Annotated in this window: 19 protein-coding genes, 1 tRNA gene and 1 other RNA gene; 9 read left to right on the forward strand and 12 right to left on the reverse strand. The window is 63.4% G+C overall.

Translation table 11 applies throughout. The features are described 5' to 3' along the window. Positions 1 to 122: 122 nt before the first annotated feature. The gene (locus ACPPVP_RS04225; RefSeq protein ID WP_426531591.1) at positions 123 to 1565 is read left to right on the forward strand and encodes an MATE family efflux transporter; all 1443 of its coding nucleotides are present in this window, start codon (positions 123 to 125) and stop codon (positions 1563 to 1565) included. Positions 1566 to 1725: 160 nt separating this feature from the next. Here ACPPVP_RS04225 and ACPPVP_RS04230 read toward each other — a convergent pair whose 3' ends face one another. The 5 genes from ACPPVP_RS04230 to ACPPVP_RS04250 all read right to left on the reverse strand — a co-directional run bounded on the left by ACPPVP_RS04230 (position 1726) and on the right by ACPPVP_RS04250 (position 4599). Then, positions 1726 to 2190: a hypothetical protein gene (locus ACPPVP_RS04230; RefSeq protein ID WP_426531593.1), complete on the reverse strand. Its 465-nt coding sequence runs from the start codon at positions 2188 to 2190 to the stop codon at positions 1726 to 1728. Positions 2191 to 2287: 97 nt separating this feature from the next. Further along, entirely contained in the window at positions 2288 to 2818 is a 531-nt protein-coding gene (locus ACPPVP_RS04235; RefSeq protein WP_426531595.1) for a hypothetical protein, read from the reverse strand. After that, positions 2815 to 3216 (reverse strand): SRPBCC family protein, encoded by a 402-nt coding sequence (locus ACPPVP_RS04240; protein WP_426531597.1) that lies wholly within the window; start codon positions 3214 to 3216, stop codon positions 2815 to 2817. The genes ACPPVP_RS04235 and ACPPVP_RS04240 overlap by 4 nt, the downstream gene beginning before the upstream one ends. A 130-nt stretch (positions 3217 to 3346) precedes the next feature. After that, positions 3347 to 3706 carry a VOC family protein gene (locus ACPPVP_RS04245; RefSeq protein WP_426531599.1) on the reverse strand — a complete coding sequence of 120 codons (360 nt, stop codon included), beginning with the start codon at positions 3704 to 3706 and terminating at the stop codon, positions 3347 to 3349. 53 nt (positions 3707 to 3759) lie between these two features. Next, complete coding sequence (locus ACPPVP_RS04250) at positions 3760 to 4599, reverse strand: helix-turn-helix transcriptional regulator (protein WP_426531601.1); 840 nt, start codon at positions 4597 to 4599, stop codon at positions 3760 to 3762. Positions 4600 to 4745: 146 nt separating this feature from the next. Between ACPPVP_RS04250 and ACPPVP_RS04255 the strand changes: the two genes are divergently transcribed. The 6 genes from ACPPVP_RS04255 (at position 4746) to ACPPVP_RS04280 (ending at position 9545) form a co-directional block, all read left to right on the forward strand. Next, positions 4746 to 4819, forward strand: a tRNA-Gly gene (locus ACPPVP_RS04255). 239 nt (positions 4820 to 5058) lie between these two features. Continuing rightward, positions 5059 to 5517 carry a ribose 5-phosphate isomerase B gene (gene rpiB, locus ACPPVP_RS04260; protein WP_426531603.1) on the forward strand — a complete coding sequence of 153 codons (459 nt, stop codon included), beginning with the start codon at positions 5059 to 5061 and terminating at the stop codon, positions 5515 to 5517. A gap of 380 nt (positions 5518 to 5897) precedes the next feature. Further along, complete coding sequence (locus ACPPVP_RS04265) at positions 5898 to 6266, forward strand: hypothetical protein (RefSeq protein WP_426531605.1); 369 nt, start codon at positions 5898 to 5900, stop codon at positions 6264 to 6266. A gap of 46 nt (positions 6267 to 6312) precedes the next feature. After that, positions 6313 to 6674, forward strand: a transfer-messenger RNA (tmRNA) gene (gene ssrA, locus ACPPVP_RS04270). A gap of 119 nt (positions 6675 to 6793) precedes the next feature. Continuing rightward, positions 6794 to 7351 carry a hypothetical protein gene (locus tag ACPPVP_RS04275; RefSeq protein WP_426531607.1) on the forward strand — a complete coding sequence of 186 codons (558 nt, stop codon included), beginning with the start codon at positions 6794 to 6796 and terminating at the stop codon, positions 7349 to 7351. Positions 7352 to 7469: 118 nt separating this feature from the next. Next, complete coding sequence (locus tag ACPPVP_RS04280) at positions 7470 to 9545, forward strand: methyl-accepting chemotaxis protein (RefSeq protein ID WP_426531609.1); 2076 nt, start codon at positions 7470 to 7472, stop codon at positions 9543 to 9545. Positions 9546 to 9574: 29 nt separating this feature from the next. Here the strand turns inward: ACPPVP_RS04280 and ACPPVP_RS04285 are convergent, their stop codons facing one another. The 5 genes from ACPPVP_RS04285 to ACPPVP_RS04305 all read right to left on the reverse strand — a co-directional run bounded on the left by ACPPVP_RS04285 (position 9575) and on the right by ACPPVP_RS04305 (position 12930). Next, positions 9575 to 9895, reverse strand: coding sequence for a cupredoxin domain-containing protein (locus tag ACPPVP_RS04285; RefSeq protein WP_426531611.1), 321 nt, complete (start codon positions 9893 to 9895; stop codon positions 9575 to 9577). A 10-nt stretch (positions 9896 to 9905) separates the two neighbouring features. Further along, entirely contained in the window at positions 9906 to 10427 is a 522-nt protein-coding gene (locus ACPPVP_RS04290; protein ID WP_426531613.1) for a DUF4142 domain-containing protein, read from the reverse strand. 262 nt (positions 10428 to 10689) lie between these two features. Further along, the gene (locus tag ACPPVP_RS04295) at positions 10690 to 11373 is read right to left on the reverse strand and encodes an RNA polymerase sigma factor (protein ID WP_426537660.1); all 684 of its coding nucleotides are present in this window, start codon (positions 11371 to 11373) and stop codon (positions 10690 to 10692) included. Positions 11374 to 11543: 170 nt separating this feature from the next. After that, entirely contained in the window at positions 11544 to 11906 is a 363-nt protein-coding gene (locus ACPPVP_RS04300) for a nuclear transport factor 2 family protein (RefSeq protein WP_426531615.1), read from the reverse strand. Between the two features lie 103 nt (positions 11907 to 12009). Then, positions 12010 to 12930, reverse strand: coding sequence for a LysR family transcriptional regulator (locus ACPPVP_RS04305; protein WP_426531617.1), 921 nt, complete (start codon positions 12928 to 12930; stop codon positions 12010 to 12012). A 125-nt stretch (positions 12931 to 13055) separates the two neighbouring features. On the opposite strand from ACPPVP_RS04305, the gene ACPPVP_RS04310 reads away from it, so the two are divergent. Beyond that, a complete protein-coding gene (locus tag ACPPVP_RS04310; protein ID WP_426531619.1) occupies positions 13056 to 14120 on the forward strand; it encodes a Rieske 2Fe-2S domain-containing protein in 1065 nt (354 codons plus the stop codon). Between the two features lie 171 nt (positions 14121 to 14291). Further along, positions 14292 to 15431: an alpha/beta fold hydrolase gene (locus ACPPVP_RS04315; protein WP_426531621.1), complete on the forward strand. Its 1140-nt coding sequence runs from the start codon at positions 14292 to 14294 to the stop codon at positions 15429 to 15431. A 60-nt stretch (positions 15432 to 15491) separates the two neighbouring features. On the opposite strand, the gene ACPPVP_RS04320 is transcribed toward ACPPVP_RS04315, so the two are convergent. Next, positions 15492 to 15842 carry a RidA family protein gene (locus ACPPVP_RS04320; protein WP_426531623.1) on the reverse strand — a complete coding sequence of 117 codons (351 nt, stop codon included), beginning with the start codon at positions 15840 to 15842 and terminating at the stop codon, positions 15492 to 15494. A 144-nt stretch (positions 15843 to 15986) separates the two neighbouring features. After that, entirely contained in the window at positions 15987 to 17645 is a 1659-nt protein-coding gene (locus ACPPVP_RS04325) for an FAD-binding dehydrogenase (protein WP_426531625.1), read from the reverse strand. Positions 17646 to 17909: the final 264 nt, after the last annotated feature.

Genomic DNA, 17909 nt, shown 5'->3' on the forward strand with positions numbered 1-17909 from the left:
GTAGAGTGCGACCGTGCTGTACAATCCCGCAGGCCCCCATTGCACCCTACGCACGTGGAATCACCCCCTGCCGTGCTAGGAACAGCCGCGCCGCGGCCCAAGCCCGCGCGCGGGGAGTAGAAATGTCCGATATCGGCGTTGCCGAAATTCCCGTCGACGAGGACGAACGCCCGCTTCCGCCGCCGGCGGCGCTGGTGAAGAACGCGCTGCTCGACGGCCCGATCCTGCGCACGCTGTTATGGCTGGCCTGGCCGAACGTGATCGCGCTGACCGCCGGCACCTGCGTCGTGATCGCGGAGACTTCCTATATCGGCCGGCTGGGCGTGGAATCGCTGGCCGCGATGGCGCTGGTGTTCCCAATCGTGATCCTAACCATGACCATGTCGGGCGGGGCCATGGGCGGCGGCGTGGCCTCGGCGATTGCGCGCGCGCTCGGTGCCGGCGATATCGACCGTGCCTCGGCGCTGGCCGCGCATGCGCTGCTGATCGGCGTCTGCTTCGGTCTGACCTTCATGCTGGGCATGCTGATCTTCGGCCCCGCTTTGCTCGAACTGCTCGGCGGCCGCGGCAAGGTGCTGACGCAGGCGGTGGCCTATACGCAGATCTTCTTCGGCGGCGCCGTGCTGCCCTGGCTGATGAACACGATGTCCGGCATTTTGCGCGGCACCGGCAACATGAAGCTGCCGTCGCTCATGATGCTCTGCTCGGCGGTTTGCCAGATCATTCTCGGCGGCACGCTGGGCCTGGGCCTCGGCCCGATTCCGCAATTCGGCATGCGTGGTGTCGCCGCCGGTTCGTTGACCGCCTATTTGATCAGCATCTCCGTGATGTCCTGGTATCTCTTCTCGGGCCGCGCGCGTGTCGTTCCCAAGATTCGCGGCCTTCGCATTCGCATGCCGATGTTCATCGATATCCTGAAGGTCGGCGCCATCGCCTGCTTGTCGCCGCTGCAGTCGGTTCTGACCATCAGCATCTTCACCCACATGCTGGCGAGCTTCGGCACCGAAATACTCGCCGGCTATGGCATCGGCGCGCGGCTCGAATTCATGCTGACCTCGATCGCGTTCGCGGTCGGCATCGCCTCGGTGCCGATGGTCGGCATGGCGATCGGCGCGGAGCGCATCGCGCGGGCTCGCAGGATCTGCTGGATCGCGGGGTTCGTCGCATTCGTTTCGGTCGGCGCGGTCGCAAGCTTCATTGCGGTATTTCCCGACATCTGGGTGAATCTTTTTACCCATGATGCGAGCGTGCGCGCCGCCAGCCGGCAATATCTGTCAACGGCGGCGCCGATGTATGCTTTTCTCGGCCTTTCGACGACGTGCTATTTTTCATCGCAAGGCGCGGCCAAGGTGATCGGCCCGGTGCTGGCGCAGACCGCGCGGTTGCTGTTTATCGGCACCGGCGGCTGGTGGCTGTCGACGCATGATGCGACCGCACAGGACTTCTTCAAGCTGGCGGCGGCCTCGATGATATTGCTGGGCGTGCTCTCATGCATCAGCGTGATGTTGACCCGATGGGGGCCGAAACAGCGGCCCGCGCCCGCAGCGCGGCCGGCGTTGTCGTGATACGCGTCATTGCGAGCCACCGGGTCGCGCGAATGCGCGCCCGATGACAGGCTCCGCGAAGCAATCCATTACGCGGTACTGGAGATGGATTGCTTCCGCCTTCGCTCGCTGAGCTACGGCGGACAAGTCGTCGCTACACTCCTCGCATTGACGGAAACGATTACCGCCGCCGGTGACGCCGGCCATGACGGCGGCCGCCGACATTGGCCATGCGCATCAGTTGCGGCGCCATGCCCATCAGCTCGCCAGCGCCAGCACCGCCGAGCATGCCCATGACGTCGCCGCCGCCGAAGCCGCCGATGTTCATACCGCCGGTGGTTACGCCGTATCCTTCGGGTACGTAACCGACGCCAAAGCCGCCGGGAATTCCGCCGCCGCCCATCATGCCGCCGCCGCCTTCCATCATGCGGCTCATCATCGGGCCCATGGTCTGCATCATCGCGGCGAAGCGGCGCTTGCCCATCTTCGCCTTCATCATTTCGAGCATCGGCGCCATCTGCGTCATCATGTCTTGGCCGCCGCCGCTGCCTCCACCGCCGAATTGTGCCTTGGCCGGCGTCAAGGTCAGCGTGAACAGCAAAAGCAGCGTGGCCGCCTGACAGACTATTTTGTCAGCTCCAGTCATGGTTCGACTCCTCATGCGCGGGCGGCCGCGAACGCGGCACCATTCGAACGCGCGGGTCGAGGCTAGGAGCGGGCCGGGAGCCGATCTGTGAGAAAGATCACGCGTCCCTGCGGCGGGCGGTGAACTCGGTGACGACACGCCATGTCGCGCCGTGGTCGGCCGAGACTTCGCCGCGCCAGAGGAATGAATCGACGCTGATGTCTCTAAAACTCCAGCGCGCGCGTTGGCCGTCCGGCCGCGTGCCCAGTTGCACGATGTCGCGGCCTTCTGCGCGGCCGATCATCTGCAAAAAATTCCGCGTCACCGGGTCGGTCCACTGAATCCGCCAGGCATCGATATCGGGATCGTAGATCCGCAGCGTGGTGCCGTATGAGTTGAAATTGGCCGCGGCATCGCCGTGCCGCCGTTCGCCACGTGGCGGCACGATCCAGACATCCTGGACCGCGCGGCCCTCCAGCGCCCAGCCAAAATGCCATTCGCCGGCGCGGCGGTGCTCCCTGCCGTCTTCGGAAAACTGCCTGACATCGAGATCCCAGGAGCCGACGAAGCGGCCATAGAGATCCATCCTGCCGGCGCGGTCGGCTGAGGGGCCGTCCGCGCCGAGAGCGTTGAGGAAAGCCGACGTCATGCGGCGCTGCGTCCCAGTGACTTCTGCATCGCGAGCAGACCCAGGTCCATCTGTGCGTCCATATAGGGCGCGATCTCGTTCGGAAGCACGTCGGCGATCCATACGAAACGGGTGCGGCCATCGCTTTCGGCGAACACCTGTGCGGAGGCGCTGTGCTGCTTGATGCGCTCGCTGACGATGGCATAGACCAGCCGCCGCTTCGCATCGTCGCAATCGACCAGGATTTCGCGCGCCACCGTGCCGTTGGCGAAGGTGACGATGCGCGCGTCGCCGTCGAGTTTGGTGTCGGTCACGAAGCCGGGCACCAGCCGCGTATGCAGCGCGCCGAAATCGCGCAGCGCGTCCCAGACGTGATCGGGAGAGGCGTCGATGATGATTTCTTTGTGGATGGAAGCCATGATTCTAGTCCGTTGTTGTTGGGGGATGGTGTCAGTAGTTGTCATTGCGAGGAGCGGAGCGACGAAGCAATCCATCGCTCCGCTGCGGCTCCATGGATTGCTTCGCTTCGCTCGCAATGACGCTGAGGGGTCACGTACAAACCGCCTCGACATTGTTGCCGTCGGGGTCGATCAGGAACGCTGCAAAGTAGGTCGGGCTGTAATCCGCGCGCGGCCCGGCGCCGCCATTGTCGCGGCCGCCGGCTTTCAGGCCTTCGGCGTGGAATTGCCTGATCGTTGCGTGATCATTCCCGCGGAACGCGACATGCGCCGCTGACCCTGCCGATCCCTTGTGCAGATGCAGCCAGAGCGCGGGGGCGCCCTTCGGGCCGAAGCCCGCACCGGAATCGTCCTGCGAGCACAGCACAAAACCGAGCGGCGCGAGCGCGGCCGTATAGAAGCGCACGCTGGCTTCGAGATTTTCGACGCGTAATCCGATGTGGTCGTACATGACATTCTCCAGTTCAAAAGCGCGCGAAGCCGCGCGGCCTGGAGAAAGCCTAGCTAGTGGAGGGCCAGCCGTTCTTGGAAAATCTTGCGGTCACCCCGCGAGGCCTGACGGAATTTCAGCGGCGAGGCGCCGGCGGCGCGGCCAAACGTGCGCACGAAATTGGACAAGTCTGCGAAACCGACATCATAGGCGATATCGGTGACCGGGCTGTCGTCATCGGCGAGCCGTCGCGCGGCATTGCGCAGTCGCGAGCGCACCAGATATTGGTGCGGCGTGACGCCGAGCGCTTGCGAGAACAGCCGCAGGAAGTGGAACGGGCTGATCCCGGCCTGCGCTGCGGCATCTTCCAGATTGATCTGGTGGCGTGAGTTGGCGTCGATCCACAGCGCGGTCTCGACCGCGCGGCGGCGGTCGCGCGCCGCATCAGGACCGGATTTGCGTGGCTTGCCGGAAACCACCTCGACAAAGCGGCTCGCCAGCACCTGACCGATCTCGTCGAGACCGATGCCGCTGCTGCCATCTGCTGCCGCTTGCGCCAGTTCGCCCAGCACCACCAGTTCGGGCAATGGCGGCGCGGACCCGATCTGCCAGGGTGCCCCGCTGTCGCCGATCGCTTCCACGAGTTCGGGCGCCAGGAAGAACGACAGGCACTCGTCGCCGCAGACGTGCTCGTGGGTGCAGGTATACTCATCGCCGGGATGGCCGATCAGCACCGATCCCGCCACCAGCTCGCTGAACTTGCCGCGGCAGTGCAGGCCGAAACTGCCCTTGCGCACATAGGAGATCGAGTGGCAGCGATGCTGCTCCGCAAACGGCTCGTCGCCGGGCCCCGCGGTGCAGCGAAAGTCGGAAACGGAAATGGATTTGCGTTCGAGAAGCCTGGTGGACGTCATCCCGTTGATTTAGGGATGCGCGCGGGGCGGCGCAACCGGCAGCAGCACGTCGCGCGCCTGGAAGTTTAGGAAGTTAACAGTGAGGCGAAAAGGGAGATGGAACAGCTTGGCGGATGGCGCGAGGTCGGCTAATCATGGGGACGATCGCGGGCGTAGTTCAATGGTAGAACGGCAGCTTCCCAAGCTGCATACGAGGGTTCGATTCCCTTCGCCCGCTCCAAAACACCCGTACCCCAGATGCTTCTCCACAGCGCAAGAGTTTGGATAGAGCTGCGGTCGTAGCTTATTGTGGACATAGCGCGCGTTGCGAGAAATCTGTAGAGCGGGCGATCAATCTAACGTCTCGTGAGAAAGATCGGACCCTCCGCGAAAGTCTGCTGCGGAGCTGCGATTGCCGAGCTGAATAGAAAGCCGGGTGTGTACTCGCTACTACCGGCGATTGATTGATGGAGGCAACGAATGGCCAACGAAGAGGAGAGGGCGCGTTTAGAACGCATCGTGGCCATTGCCTGTGATCAAGGTGGCTTTACCCTTAAAGAATCTCTGAAAGTCGCTTTGCCCGATGTGAAGTGGCTGGATTTGGGCACAGATAGCGCCGCTTCCGTCGACTATCCCGATTTCGCTGACAAGCTGGCCGATGCCATCAAGGCCGGTAGGGCCGGATGCGGCATTCTGATCTGCGGATCGGGCATCGGCATTTCGATCGCTGCCAACCGCCATGCGCATATCCGCTGCGCGCTTGCGCATGATGTCACGGGCGCGCGGCTGTGCCGCCAGCATAATAACGCGAATGTTTTGGCGATGGGCGGACGAATGATCGGCGAAGCGGTGGCGAAAGAATGCGTCGAAGTGTTCTTGAACACGAAATTCGACGGCGGTCGCCATCAACAGCGCGTCGATAAACTGGGTTCCTGTTAGGACTGCAGAGTTCGGGTGCGTCAGCCGTGTGCCAGTTCTGTTCAGCGCCGCCGCGAGTCGGACGCCCTTCGTGATGTTGAGTTCTTGGCGCTTGGCGTGATTGCATCGACGAGTGCGGCCCGCATCCGGCTTCCCCGTGTTTCTACGGTCAAGAGCGCGTTCAACGGTCGATCGGTGCGTTGACTAAGCACGCCGACAGCTTCTTCGCAGCACTGGCTCTATGTTCCAAATCGTTCCGCACCAACAGGAAAGCAACAGTCTTGCCTGAAAAAGCTGGCCGCTCAGAAAATGAGCTCCCATTTTTTTTGGAATCTGGCCTCCTTAGTTGCCGGGAGTTCGTGTGATTCGCGAATTGATGACAGTCCACAATGGAGGCTGCCATGAAAGCGTTCGGTCGCGTACTAACGATGTTCGGTATTCTTCTTCTGGTGTGCTTTCGCGTTGACGCTCACGATCCGTCGATGGAGCACCACGAGTGGTTCAACGCGCAGGAAATGAATCCGGCCGCACGGAAACGGCTCGGCGTCCCCTGGAAATCGTGTTGCGACAACGGCGATGTCTTCAAAACCCGCTTCAGGGTAGCTGAAGATCGCTCGGACCAGTGGCAATACCTGAAGGATGGACAGTGGAGAACCGTCCCGCCTGACATCATCAAGGAAGAGGATACGCCGGACCATCTGCCCGTGCTGTTCATCAACAAGCACACGGGAACGGAACTCTGCTTCTTCGTGCCGAAGGGTGGATTGTGACGCTTTAGGCCTGTCGCCAGTTCGACCGCCGACTGTGGGCAACAGAAGCCTATCTTTCGCGAGCGATCACGCGTAGGGTCGCCTGGTCGCAAGACGATGGCGCTGAACCTTAGAGTGGACTGCGGGCAGACCCGGGGGCAGTACCCGGCGCCTCCACCTTAGCAGCTTGAGCTTAAAGGTCTCATTTCGGTGAGATCGATTCTGCCGAAAGGCCGAATCCCAGGGCTGCTAGGGCGGGGGCGAACCAGGATCGATGGTCGCAAAGAAACTCTGAATTGTGCTCGGCATGATACCGCCGTTATCGGGTCAAAAACCTAAATGCAAACGATAACGTTGCATTGAACGAAGTGCGCCTCGCGGCGTAACCTGTTCGGGGTTGGTCCACCTGGCAACAGAACGGCCATCGCCGCGTCAACCTTCGGGTTGGCGCGGCTTTTATTTGGGCCGGACTCGCGCCTCGCCCGCTGCCTTCAATTTCCATCGCTGTCGTGCTAGGCGTTGCGCTGGTCGCAAAAAAGGAGTGCGCGTTGAGCCAGGCGATCACGTCCGCTGACACTTCCCGCAACCTCCTCATCGTCGCCGCCGGCGGCGTCATCTCCGGCATCCTCACGCCACTGTTGCCGGCGCTGATCGACCACGTTGTCGGCTTGCCGGGCCAGCTTCGCATTTCGCTGATCGCGGTGCCGTTCGCCGTGCTCGTCTTCATTCTGGTGCAGCGCTTCAGCGCCAATCCGCTTTGGGCAGCGATGCTTGCCGCCATCATCACCATGATCGCGTTTGTCTGCGCGGTGAACGCGGCCATCTTTATCGAGGGACAGACCACGGGCGCTGCGGCGGTCATGCGCTATCTGCTCGCCGGATTGACCGGCGGTCTTGTCGGCACTGCCGTGATGGCGCTGGGGATCGGTCGGTTGCCATCAGGGCCGCATGCGGCCGCCGCGTGGTGGCCGATGCTGATCACGGGAACGCTCGCCGGCACGCTGCTGGCGCTCGACAATGCGCTCGGCCTCGACCGGACGTCGTTCCTCTATCCGGTCTGGCAGGCTGGCGTCGCGGTGCGGCTGGTGACGGCGCTGCGATCCTGACGGACCGGAGTCGCGAGCAGCTCCGTAATTCTACCGACCCGCATTTAAGCCTGCATTAAGGCTGCCTTAGCCGGGCTCCGCATACGTTGGATGCTCCCTCACGCAACGGAATCACAACATGCGGATCGGTCGGCTCTTTGCGGTTTCGATGCTTTCAGTGACGGTCCTGACGGTCGTGCTTGGCGCCGGTGTGCTTGTCCCGCAGTACCTGACCTTTGCCAGCAAGACCGAGGCGATCAAGGCGGTGGAGGCCTACGGCACGGTGCTGGCGGTTGGCCAGCAGGTTGCTGGCTATCGGGCGCCCTATGTCGGACCGCTATTCCAGGAATCAGCCGCGACGCCCGCGCAGATCGAGACAGCCGCGAAGGCCGGGCAGGCGGCAGAGGCAGCATTCGCGAAAGCACGGACCGCCGTCGGCGCGCTCAGCGATGGCGCGGCGATCGTCCAGGGTCTCAATCAGGCGGCGGCGAAACTGGCCGAGGTTCGCACAGCGAGCGATCGCGCGATGGCGCTACCGATGAGCGCGCGCGATACTGCGGCGATGAAAGGCTTCCTGCCAGGCATTGCCGCGGTTGTCGGGATTCTCGAACCGCTGTTGAACCGGCTGGAAAACCGGGTGGCGACGGCGGATGCGTCGTTGACGGCGCTGTTGAATATCGCGCGCACGTCGCAGGATCTGCGGATCTCGGCCGGCGGCCGGGCTGCTACCGTATCGCTTGCGATCAGCACCCGCCGTCCGCTGACGGCGGCTGAAATATCCGTCACCGATCGCGCCCAGGGCCGCATCGATCTCGATCGTGAGCGGATCGAGGCTGGTGTGGACCAGATCGGCAGCCCGCCGCGCATTGTGAAAGCGATGAGCGACGCCGTCGAAGGCTATTTCGGGAAAGTCGCGCCGTGGCTCGAAAGAGAGATCGCGGCCGGACGCGCAGATGGCAACTACGCCATCAACGAGAGTCAACTCGCCGGCACGATCGTGCCGGCGGTGCAGGCCTTCTTCGCCGTGCGCGACGCCGCGCTGGCGGAAGCGGAACAACGCGCGGGCGCTGCGCGCGATACCGCCCTGACCATGCTGGCGCTGGCCGGCCTTGCCGTCGTGGCACTGCTCGGCGTGCTCGCGGGCGTCACCGTGATGTTGCGCCGTCGCATGATCATCCCGCTGGCGACCATGACCGGCATCGTCGGCGACCTCGCCGCCGGCCGGCATGACGTCACGATCCCGACTGCCGAGCGTGCCGATGAAATCGGCGCCATGGCCGGCTCGCTGCAGGTTTTCAAGGACGCCCTGATCGCCAAGAAGGCCGCCGACGAGACCGCTGCAGTCGAAGCGGATGCCAAGATCAAGCGCGGCCAGCGCGTCGACCGGATCACCAGCGATTTCGAGACGATGATCGGCGAAATCGTCGAGATCGTGTCACAGGCTTCGACCGAGCTGGAAGCCTCCGCCGGGACGCTGACGGCGACCGCGGAGCGTTCCGAAGAACTTGCCACCACGGTTGCGGCGGCGTCCGAGGAAGCCTCCACCAACGTGCAGTCGGTCGCATCCGCGACGGAAGAGATGGCTTCCTCGGTCAACGAGATCAGCCGCCAGGTCCAGGGCTCGGCGCGGATCGCCGGTGAGGCGGTGGAGCAGGCGCGGAAGACCAACGACCGTGTCGGTGAACTCGCCAAGGCGGCCACGCGGATCGGCGACGTGGTGGAACTGATCAACACCATCGCCGGCCAGACCAATCTGCTGGCGCTCAATGCCACCATCGAGGCGGCGCGGGCCGGCGAAGCGGGGCGCGGCTTTGCGGTTGTGGCGTCCGAGGTGAAGGCGCTCGCCGAGCAGACAGCGAAAGCGACCGGCGAGATCAGCCAGCAGATATCGGGCATCCAGGCGGCGACCCAGGAATCGGTCGCGGCCATCAAGGAGATCGGCGACACCATCGGGCGAATGTCGGAGATCGCCTCCACGATCGCCGCCGCGGTCGAGGAGCAGGGCGCGGCGACCCAGGAAATTTCCCGCAACGTGCAACAGGCCGCGAACGGTACGCAGCAGGTTTCCGCCAACATCGTCGACGTGCAGCGCGGCGCCAGCGAGACCGGGTCCGCTTCGGGCCAGGTGCTCGGCGCGGCAAAGTCATTGTCCGGCGAAAGCGAGCGGCTCAAGCGCGAGGTCGGCAAGTTCCTCAGTTCGGTGCGGGCGGCCTGAGCCGACAGCAACCACAAAGGCGGACGACGCTACGGCGCGATCGTCAGCACGGCCTTCATGTTGGGATGGAAGCGACAGTAATACTCCACCGTGCCGGCCTTCTTCAGAATCGACATGACGGTCTTTTTCGGCGGCGTAGTCACGTCGAAATCGCCGTTGCGGGCGGTCGCGGTGTGCGCGAGCACATCCTTGTTGATCCATTCGATGGTGTCGCCGACCTTGGCGGAAACCTCAGTCGGTGCGAACACCATATTGTCGATCGTGATCTGGATCGTCGCCCCATGCGCCGGAACGGCTATCGCGCCGAGCAGCAGGGCGGCCATAGCCAGCAGATAGCGTCCCGGACGCATGGCAAGCTCCTTACTTCAGCGTGGCGGCGACGTGTTCGGCATGTTGCTGATGGCCCTGAAAAATCTTCAGGCCGGTCTGCAGCAGGCTTTTCAACTCGGCATTGCTGGCCGACGGAATCAACTGCGTCTCCAGCGCGCCGTTGACGGCCTTATGGTAGGCGACCTCGTTGGCGACATAGGCCTTGTCGTAGTCCGCGCCTTTCAGCTTGGCGAGTTCGGCGAGCTTCTCAGTGGCCTGCTTCGACAGCGCCTTGCTGGTGTCGTTGTCCTCCGGCGTCACCTTCAGCTTCTTGACGAGATCGAGCGCCTGCTTGTTCACGGCTTCATGGTCGCGCACCATGTCCTGCGCGAATGCCTTGACGTCCTTGTTGCCGGCCTTCTCGATCGCCTGCTTGGCGGCGGCGATGTCGATGACCCCTGCGGTGTAGGCGACATGCGCGATCTGCGGATCGGTGGGCTTTGCGCCCTGCGCCAGCGCGGGGCCGGTCAGCAGGCTTAGTGCGGCGATCGCCGCGCTCAATCGAACGAACATGGTTGATACTCCTGTGGCGCGGGGCAGATGCCGCGCGTTGTTGATGCACAGGAGTTGGATGGTCTTGGAGTGGAGAGGTTCCCGGATAATTGCAGCGGATGGACAGCAGTTGGGCTTTCATGGTTCGCCCGGCGATGCAGCGCATCGTCCGGAGACGCGCGGCGATGCCGCGCTCCTCAACATGAGGATCACGATCACACCTCATCCTGAGGAGCGCGCTTGCGCGCGTCTCGAAGGATGAAAGCCCCCGCTTTCGGTTGCGCTAGAAATCCAGCCGCTTCAACACGGCGTCCGTCAGCCGCTCGCAGCGCTTGCCGGCAAAGGGAAACGCTTCCATCACCACCGGGCCAATCTTCTTCTCGACGATGTCGCGCAGCATGTTGCGGGCGCGATGCAGCCGGCTCTTTACCGTCTCGGGCTTGAGCGAGAGAATCTCGGCGGTCTCTTCCACATTCATGCCTTCGATCACGCGGGTGATGAAGACGAGACGGAAGGCCTCCGGCAACTCATCGATGGCGTGCTCGACGACGGCTTGAATTTCACGTTGGGCCATGGATTTTTCCGGATCGGCGGCGGCGGAGAGGGGGAACTGGATGATCTCCGCTTCGAGCGCGCCTTGCGGCAAGGAGTCCAGTTCCACGGCGGGCCGCCGGCGGCGCAGCCGGCCCAGCGCCTCGTTCATGGCGATCCGCGACAGCCAGGTCGACAGGCTGGAATCGCCGCGAAAGCTCTCCAGATGGGTGAAGGCGCGGACATAGGCTTCCTGCACCACGTCCTCGGCGTCGCTGTCGTTGCGCAGGATGCCGCGGGCGAGGCGATAGAGCCTGCGGTTGTTCGCCTGCATGATGGCGCGAACCGCCGCCTCGTCACGCGCCAGCGCCCGCCGCACCAGTTCGGTGTCGCCGGATTCGACGGGCGCGATTTGCGGTATCTGGGCCTGGCGCATGATGTCCACCAATAACAGGGTATTGGGGTTGGATGCGTCAAGGGGAGGGAGGTTCCCGAAATAATTTCGGCTTTGTAGCTTCGTAGGGTGGGCAAAGCGAAGCGTGCCCACCATGACCTTCGCTGGTTGACGAGGGTGGGCACGCTTCGCTTTGCCCACCCTACACCCCGCTACGCCTTCGGCACCTGATCCAGGAACCCGGTGATGCTGCGGATGCGGCCGTCGCTCAGCACGGCGAAATCCGTGCCCTTGATCGGGCTGTCGCCGCCGTCAGGGCCCAGCCCCCAGGAGAAACGGACGTGGTCGCCAAAGCCGTTGGGTTCGCCGATCAGCCTGAATTTGAAATCCGGAAAGCGCTGCTGCACGCCGGCGACGAGTGCATCGACGCCGTCATGGCCATCGCCCGACATCAGCGGATCGACATATCGGGCATCGCTGGTCCAGTTCTGGCTGAGAATTTCGCGGCGGCGGCTTGGCGTCCGCTCGTTCCACAAATCGATGTAGCGGCTCGCGACGGTCTTGTGATCGGTCATGTTGCTCTCCTTCGGTAGCGCCGGATATTTCGGCTGAACCCACTATCGAAGGTTCGTACGCGCCAATCGATTACCTCGGAGGTCAAGAATTGACCTTCCGAGGTCAAGGAATTCGATTTTGCAAGTCCTGCGTTCCGCCGCCGCCCCGGCCATGAGCGTCCAGGGCGTCGAGGAAGCATCGCACTTTTGCGGGAACGAACTGGCGGGCCGGCAGCAGTGCGTGAATGTTGAGCGGCTCGCAGACATGATCGGTGAGGATTCGCCGCAGCAGTCCCGCTTCCACCGCCGCGTTGGTAAAACTCGCCGTCACCCGCAACACCCCGAGGCCGGCGAGCGCCGCCTGCAAGCGGATGTCGGCGTTCGAGCTCACCAGCCGCGCTTTCTGCACCGTGAGATGTTCGGTGACGCCGGCCGGTGTGGTCAGCGCCCAGGGCGCGTCGTTGGGGCCGGTCAGCATCGGAAGGCGGGCGAGCTCTTCCAGCGTGCGCGGCTCGCCGAATTTTTCCACCAGCGCCGGCGCCGCGTATAGTCCGCGCTCGAGCGATGACACCCTGCGAATAACGATTCCTGTCGACGGCAGCGGCTGTTCCAGCATCGCAAACACGATGTCGTAATTCTCGGCGACGGGACTGACGATCTCGTGCTCGACATCGATCCGGATCACGAGATCCGGATAGCGAGCCATCAGTTCGAGCGCGACCGGGCCGGCATGGTGCGCGCCGAACTCGTAGGGCGACTTGATGCGAAGCGTGCCGGCGACGGCGCTGCTCATCGCCAGCGCCTCGCCATGCGTATCGTGCAGCGCAATGAACAGCGGCCGAACCCGCTGATAGATGGTGTCGCCGGCATCCGTCAGCCGCAAATGGCGTGTGGTGCGCTCGATCAGACGCAGGCCGAGATTGGCTTCCAGCCGTTGCACTGCAGCACTGAGGCTCGACTTGGGATGGCCGAGCACGCGCGCGGCGGCGCTAAAGCCGCCATGCTGCACCACCTCGCAAAACAGCTCCCAATCGCGCCAGTCCATCGGGGCCATCGTCCATGTGGCGGGACGGTGTGTCCAGGAAATCCGGATACAAGCGAAGCCGCCTATCCCATAGAAGATGACACAAAAGCAGCGCGGTTCGCAAAACACACCGAGGGAGAAACGGCATGTCGGATGACGGAATCTTTCTGCGCAATTCCTGGTATGTCGCGGCCTGGAATCACGAGCTGATCGACGGCCGAAAACTCGCCCGCACCATTCTCGAACGGCCCGTGGTGATTTATCGGGGCGCCAGCGGCAGGGTCGTCGCGCTCGACGATCGCTGCTGCCATCGCGCGGCGCCGCTCTCGATGGGCCGGATCGAAGGCGACGATATCCGCTGCATGTATCACGGCATGAAGTTCGAGCCGGGCGGCAGGTGCATCCAGATCCCCGGCCAGGACGTGATCCCGCCCAAGCTCGGCGTGCGCGGCTATCCCGTGGTCGAGCGCTACAATCTGATCTGGATCTGGATGGGCGATATCGAACAGGCCGATCCGAACCTGATCGTGGATTATCCGCCGCTCGCCGATCCCAAATGGCGGGGCTTGCCCGGCTACATGCACTACAAGGCGAACTGGCTCTTGATCGTCGACAATCTGAGCGACTTCGCCCATCTCGCCTTCGTGCATACGCATACGCTCGGCGGCTCCGAGGAATATGCCTACAAGACCAAACCGGTCGCGATCGAGAAGCTCGATGACGGGTTTCGCGTCGAGCGCTGGCACATGAGCGCCGATCCGCCGCCCTATCATTGCAAGGTGATTTCCAACAAGACCGACAAGATCGATCGCCGCAATATCGGCCGCATGCTGATCCCCGGCATCTTCCTGCTCGACACGATGTTTGCGCCGGCCGGGCAGGGTGCTGAGAAAGGCGTCCAGGTGCCGGGCACGCGGCAGTATCGCAACGCGCAATTCATGACCCCGGAGACGCGCAGCACCACGCATTTCTTCTGGAACTATCTGCACGATTTCGACCTCGACAACCCGAACATCGCGCTGTCGCTGCGCAACAGCCTCGAAGAGGCTTTCAACGAGGATCTGGCGATCATCGAGGCGCAGCAGAAAGTGTTCGACGCCGATCCGAACTATCAGTTGCTCGCCATCGGCGCGGATGCCGCGCTGACCTATTTCCGCTGGCTGCTGGCGCGGCGGATCGAGGCGGAGGGGAACACGGCCCGGGCGGCATAGGGGAACGGCGCGGCCGCGGCCGCGTTACCCGCGGTCGCATGACCGTTGATCGGGCTGGGGCCTGCGCGAGATTTGGCGTAGAAGCTGACCGACCTCGCTGGTTTTGATCGGGGTCAAAGCCTGGGCCCTCGCCATCCTCATCATGGTGGGATGGTCAATCGGTGAACCGCTATGGCAGAACAGACCAAGGACCCGCATGCGGGCGCCGACTGGGCGCAGCAGGTCTGGCTGTGGCCGCTGGAAGCCACGAAACTGGCGCTGCACTCTTATGCGCAATTGTTCGCCGCTCAGAAATCCGCGCCTTCCCGCGCGCCGGAGCAGGAGCCGCTGGCCTGGACCACGCCGAACGCGGTGGTGCTGGAACTTCCATCGATGCGATTGCGGGAGTTTTCGCGGGGGAACAGGGCGCAGCAGCCGGTTGTCGTCTGCGCTCCCTATGCGCTTCACGGCGCGCTGATTGCGGACTTTGCACCCGGCCACAGTCTGGTGGAGGCGCTGCAGAAAGACGGGGTGAACCGGATCTATGTTCCGGACTGGCGCTCTGCCTCGCCGGAAATGCGCTATCTCTCGATCGACAATTATCTCGCCGATCTCAATGTGGCGATCGACGAGATCGGCGCGCCGGTCGATCTGGTCGGCCTGTGTCAGGGCGGATGGCTGTCGCTGGTCTATGCCGCCCGGTTTCCCGGCAAGGTGCGGCGGCTCGTGCTCGCAGGCGCCCCTGTCGATATCTCCACGCCGTCAGAACTCTCGAAGATGGTGGCCGCACTTCCACAGCAAGCCTTCGAGCAGATGGTGCAGCAGGGCGACGGGCTCGTCAGCGGCGAGCACATGCTCAAGCTCTGGAATCTTCCGTTCAACCAGCAAGACGTGGAAGCCGTGCTGCAACGGAATCTCGGCGATGGATCGGGTGAGGCGGGGCGGCTGCTGGATCGTTTCGAGCGCTGGGACAACGCGACGCTGGATTTGCCGGGGACCTATTATCTTGAGGTGACCGACCAGGTTTTCCGGCAGAATCAGATCGCCGGAGGCCGCTTCGTGGCGCTCGGTCACAGGATCGATCTCGCCGAGGTGCACGTGCCGGTCTTCCTGCTGGCGGGAGCGGATGACATCGTCGTTCCCATTGATCAGGCGTTCGCCACCGCACGACTGTTGGGCACGCGGCCGGCGTGGCTGGAACAGGCCTGCGAGCCGTGCGGCCACCTCAGTCTTTTCATGGGACGCAAGGTCTTGGGCCATTCCTGGCGCCGGATCGCCCGATGGCTCCAGGCCGACATCGGCGATGCCGCCGGCACGAGGATCAGCGCGTGATATGAAAATGCCCCGGACTGCGCGTGCAATCCGAGGCAAGATTCTCTGTGGCGCATGGCGTTACTTCGCCGCGACCACCATGATCTCGACATTGTACTGCGGCGAGGCCAGCTTGGCCTCGACGGTGGCGCGCGCCGGCGTATTGCCGGCCGACACCCAACCGTCCCAAACCTTATTCATGTCGCCGAACGTCTTCATGTCGGTGATGTAGATCGTGGCCGACAGCAGCTTCGACTTGTCGGTGCCGGCCTTGGCGAGATGGCTGTCGATGGTCGCCAGGATGTCCTGGGTCTGTTCGGTCACGCTCTTGCCGGCCGCGTTGCTGGCGACGACGCCGGCCAGATAGACGGTGTTGCCGTGGACGACGACCTGGCTCATGCGAGGTCCGGTTTCGAAGCGCTGGATGGTCATGTTTTTCTCCTGTGAGGGGCGGCGGCTTCTTAGCGCGCTCGGGTCGTGAGGGCTACTGCGTTATTTGCATTGAACCTCGGCTTAGGCGAGCGAAAGCGACGCTGTCCTTCAGACGGCTATGTCAGGGCTTGACGAGAACGCGTTTCACCCTGCCGCCTTCGCCGCCGCGCGTCCCGCATTTCGCCCTGAGAACAGGCAGCCACCGAGAAAGGTGCCTTCCAGCGAACGGTAGCCGTGCACGCCGCCGCCGCCGAAGCCTGCGGCTTCGCCTGCGGCATAAAGTCCCCGGATGATCTCGCCGTTGCTGCCGAACACGCGCGAGTCCAGATCGGTCTCGAAGCCACCCAGGGTCTTGCGCGTCAGGATGTTGAGCTTGACCGCGATCAGCGGGCCATGTTCGGGATCGAGGATGCGATGCGGCTTCGCGGTGCGGATCAGCTTGTCGCCGATATAACGCCGCGCGTTATGGATGTTCATCACCTGCGCGTCCTTGACGTAGGGGTTTGACATCTCGCGGTCGCGCGCCTCGATCTGCGCCTTGATGTGATCAAGCTGGAGCAGATTGTCGCCGGACAGCGCGTTCATCGCGCTGACGAGATCGGCGAGATTGTCGCGCACGATGAAATCCGCGCCGTTCTTCTTGAACGCTTCCACCGGTGCCGGTGCGCCCTTGTTGGTGGCGCGCTTGATCGTCATGCGCCAGCTCTTGCCAGTGAGGTCAGGATTTTGCTCGGAGCCGGAGAGCGCAAACTCCTTCTTGATGATGCTCTGGGTCAGGATGAACCAGGAGTAATCGTAGCCGGTGCTCATGATGTATTCGAGCTGGCCGAGCGTGTCGGAGCCCGGGAACAGCGGCGCGGGCAGCCGCTTGCCGGTGGCGTCGAACCACATCGAGGACGGGCCAGGCAGGATGCGGATGCCGTGGCGCGGCCAGATCGGATTCCAGTTTTGGATGCCCTCGACGTAATGCCACATCCGGTCGCGGTTGATCAGCCGAGCGCCGGCTGCCTCGGTGATGCCGATCATGCGACCGTCGACATGTTCGGGCACGCCGGAGATCATAAATTTCGGCGGCTCGCCCAGGCGCTTCGGCCAGTTCTGCCGGACCATGTCGTGGTTGCCGCCGATGCCGCCAGAGGCGACGATCACCGCCTGTGCACGCAGCATGAAATCGCCGATCACCTTGCGTGACGAGCTCTTGCCGCGTTCGACGCTGTCAGGCTCGAGCACCGAGCCGCTGATGCCCTCGACCACGCCGTTCGTCATCACGAGTGTGTCGACGCGGTGGCGAAACCTAAACGTTAATCGGCCGTTTCTTTGCGCTTCGCGTGCGCGGCGTTCGAACGGCTCGACGATGCCGGGGCCGGTGCCCCAGGTGACGTGAAAGCGTGGCACCGAATTGCCGTGGCCCATCGCGTCATAGCCGCCGCGCTCGGCCCAGCCGACCACCGGAAAGATACGGTGGCCCATCGCGCGCAGCCAGTCGCGCTTCTCGCCGGCCGCGAACGCGACATAGGCTTCCGCCCACCGCTTCGGCCAATGGTCGTCGTCGCGGTCGAAGCCCGCGGTCCCCATCCAGTCTTGCAACGCGAGATCGTAGCAATCCTTGATGCCGAGCCGGCGCTGTTCGGGAGAGTCCACCAGGAAGAGTCCGCCGAACGACCAAAAGGCTTGTCCGCCAAGGCTTTGCTCGCCTTCCTGGTCGACGACGACGACGCGCTTGCCGGCATCTGCGATCTCCGTCGCTGCGACCAGCCCGGCCAGTCCGCCGCCGACCACGATTACGTCTGTGACCTCAGTCATCGTTTCCTCCCCCGTGCCATTTATGATTCAAGCCCGCGTCCTTGTGCGCGGTCAACGCCAAAGGGAGCTTGCCTGTAACCCCGTCGCCACCTCGGCGAGAGTCGCTTGTTCCAGTTTGGGACCTTTTCGCGCGGAGGGTGCAGCGGCCCGGCAACACTTGATTTGAATTTGTTTTGAGGAGCTGTGTCTGCCTAGACAAAATCACGATCTCAAACGACGCTACATCCTGTCTTGCATCACTGAGACGATCAGATTCGGTTTCGA

This window comes from Bradyrhizobium sp. McL0615 (genome assembly GCF_049993905.1).
Lineage (GTDB): Bacteria > Pseudomonadota > Alphaproteobacteria > Rhizobiales > Xanthobacteraceae > Bradyrhizobium.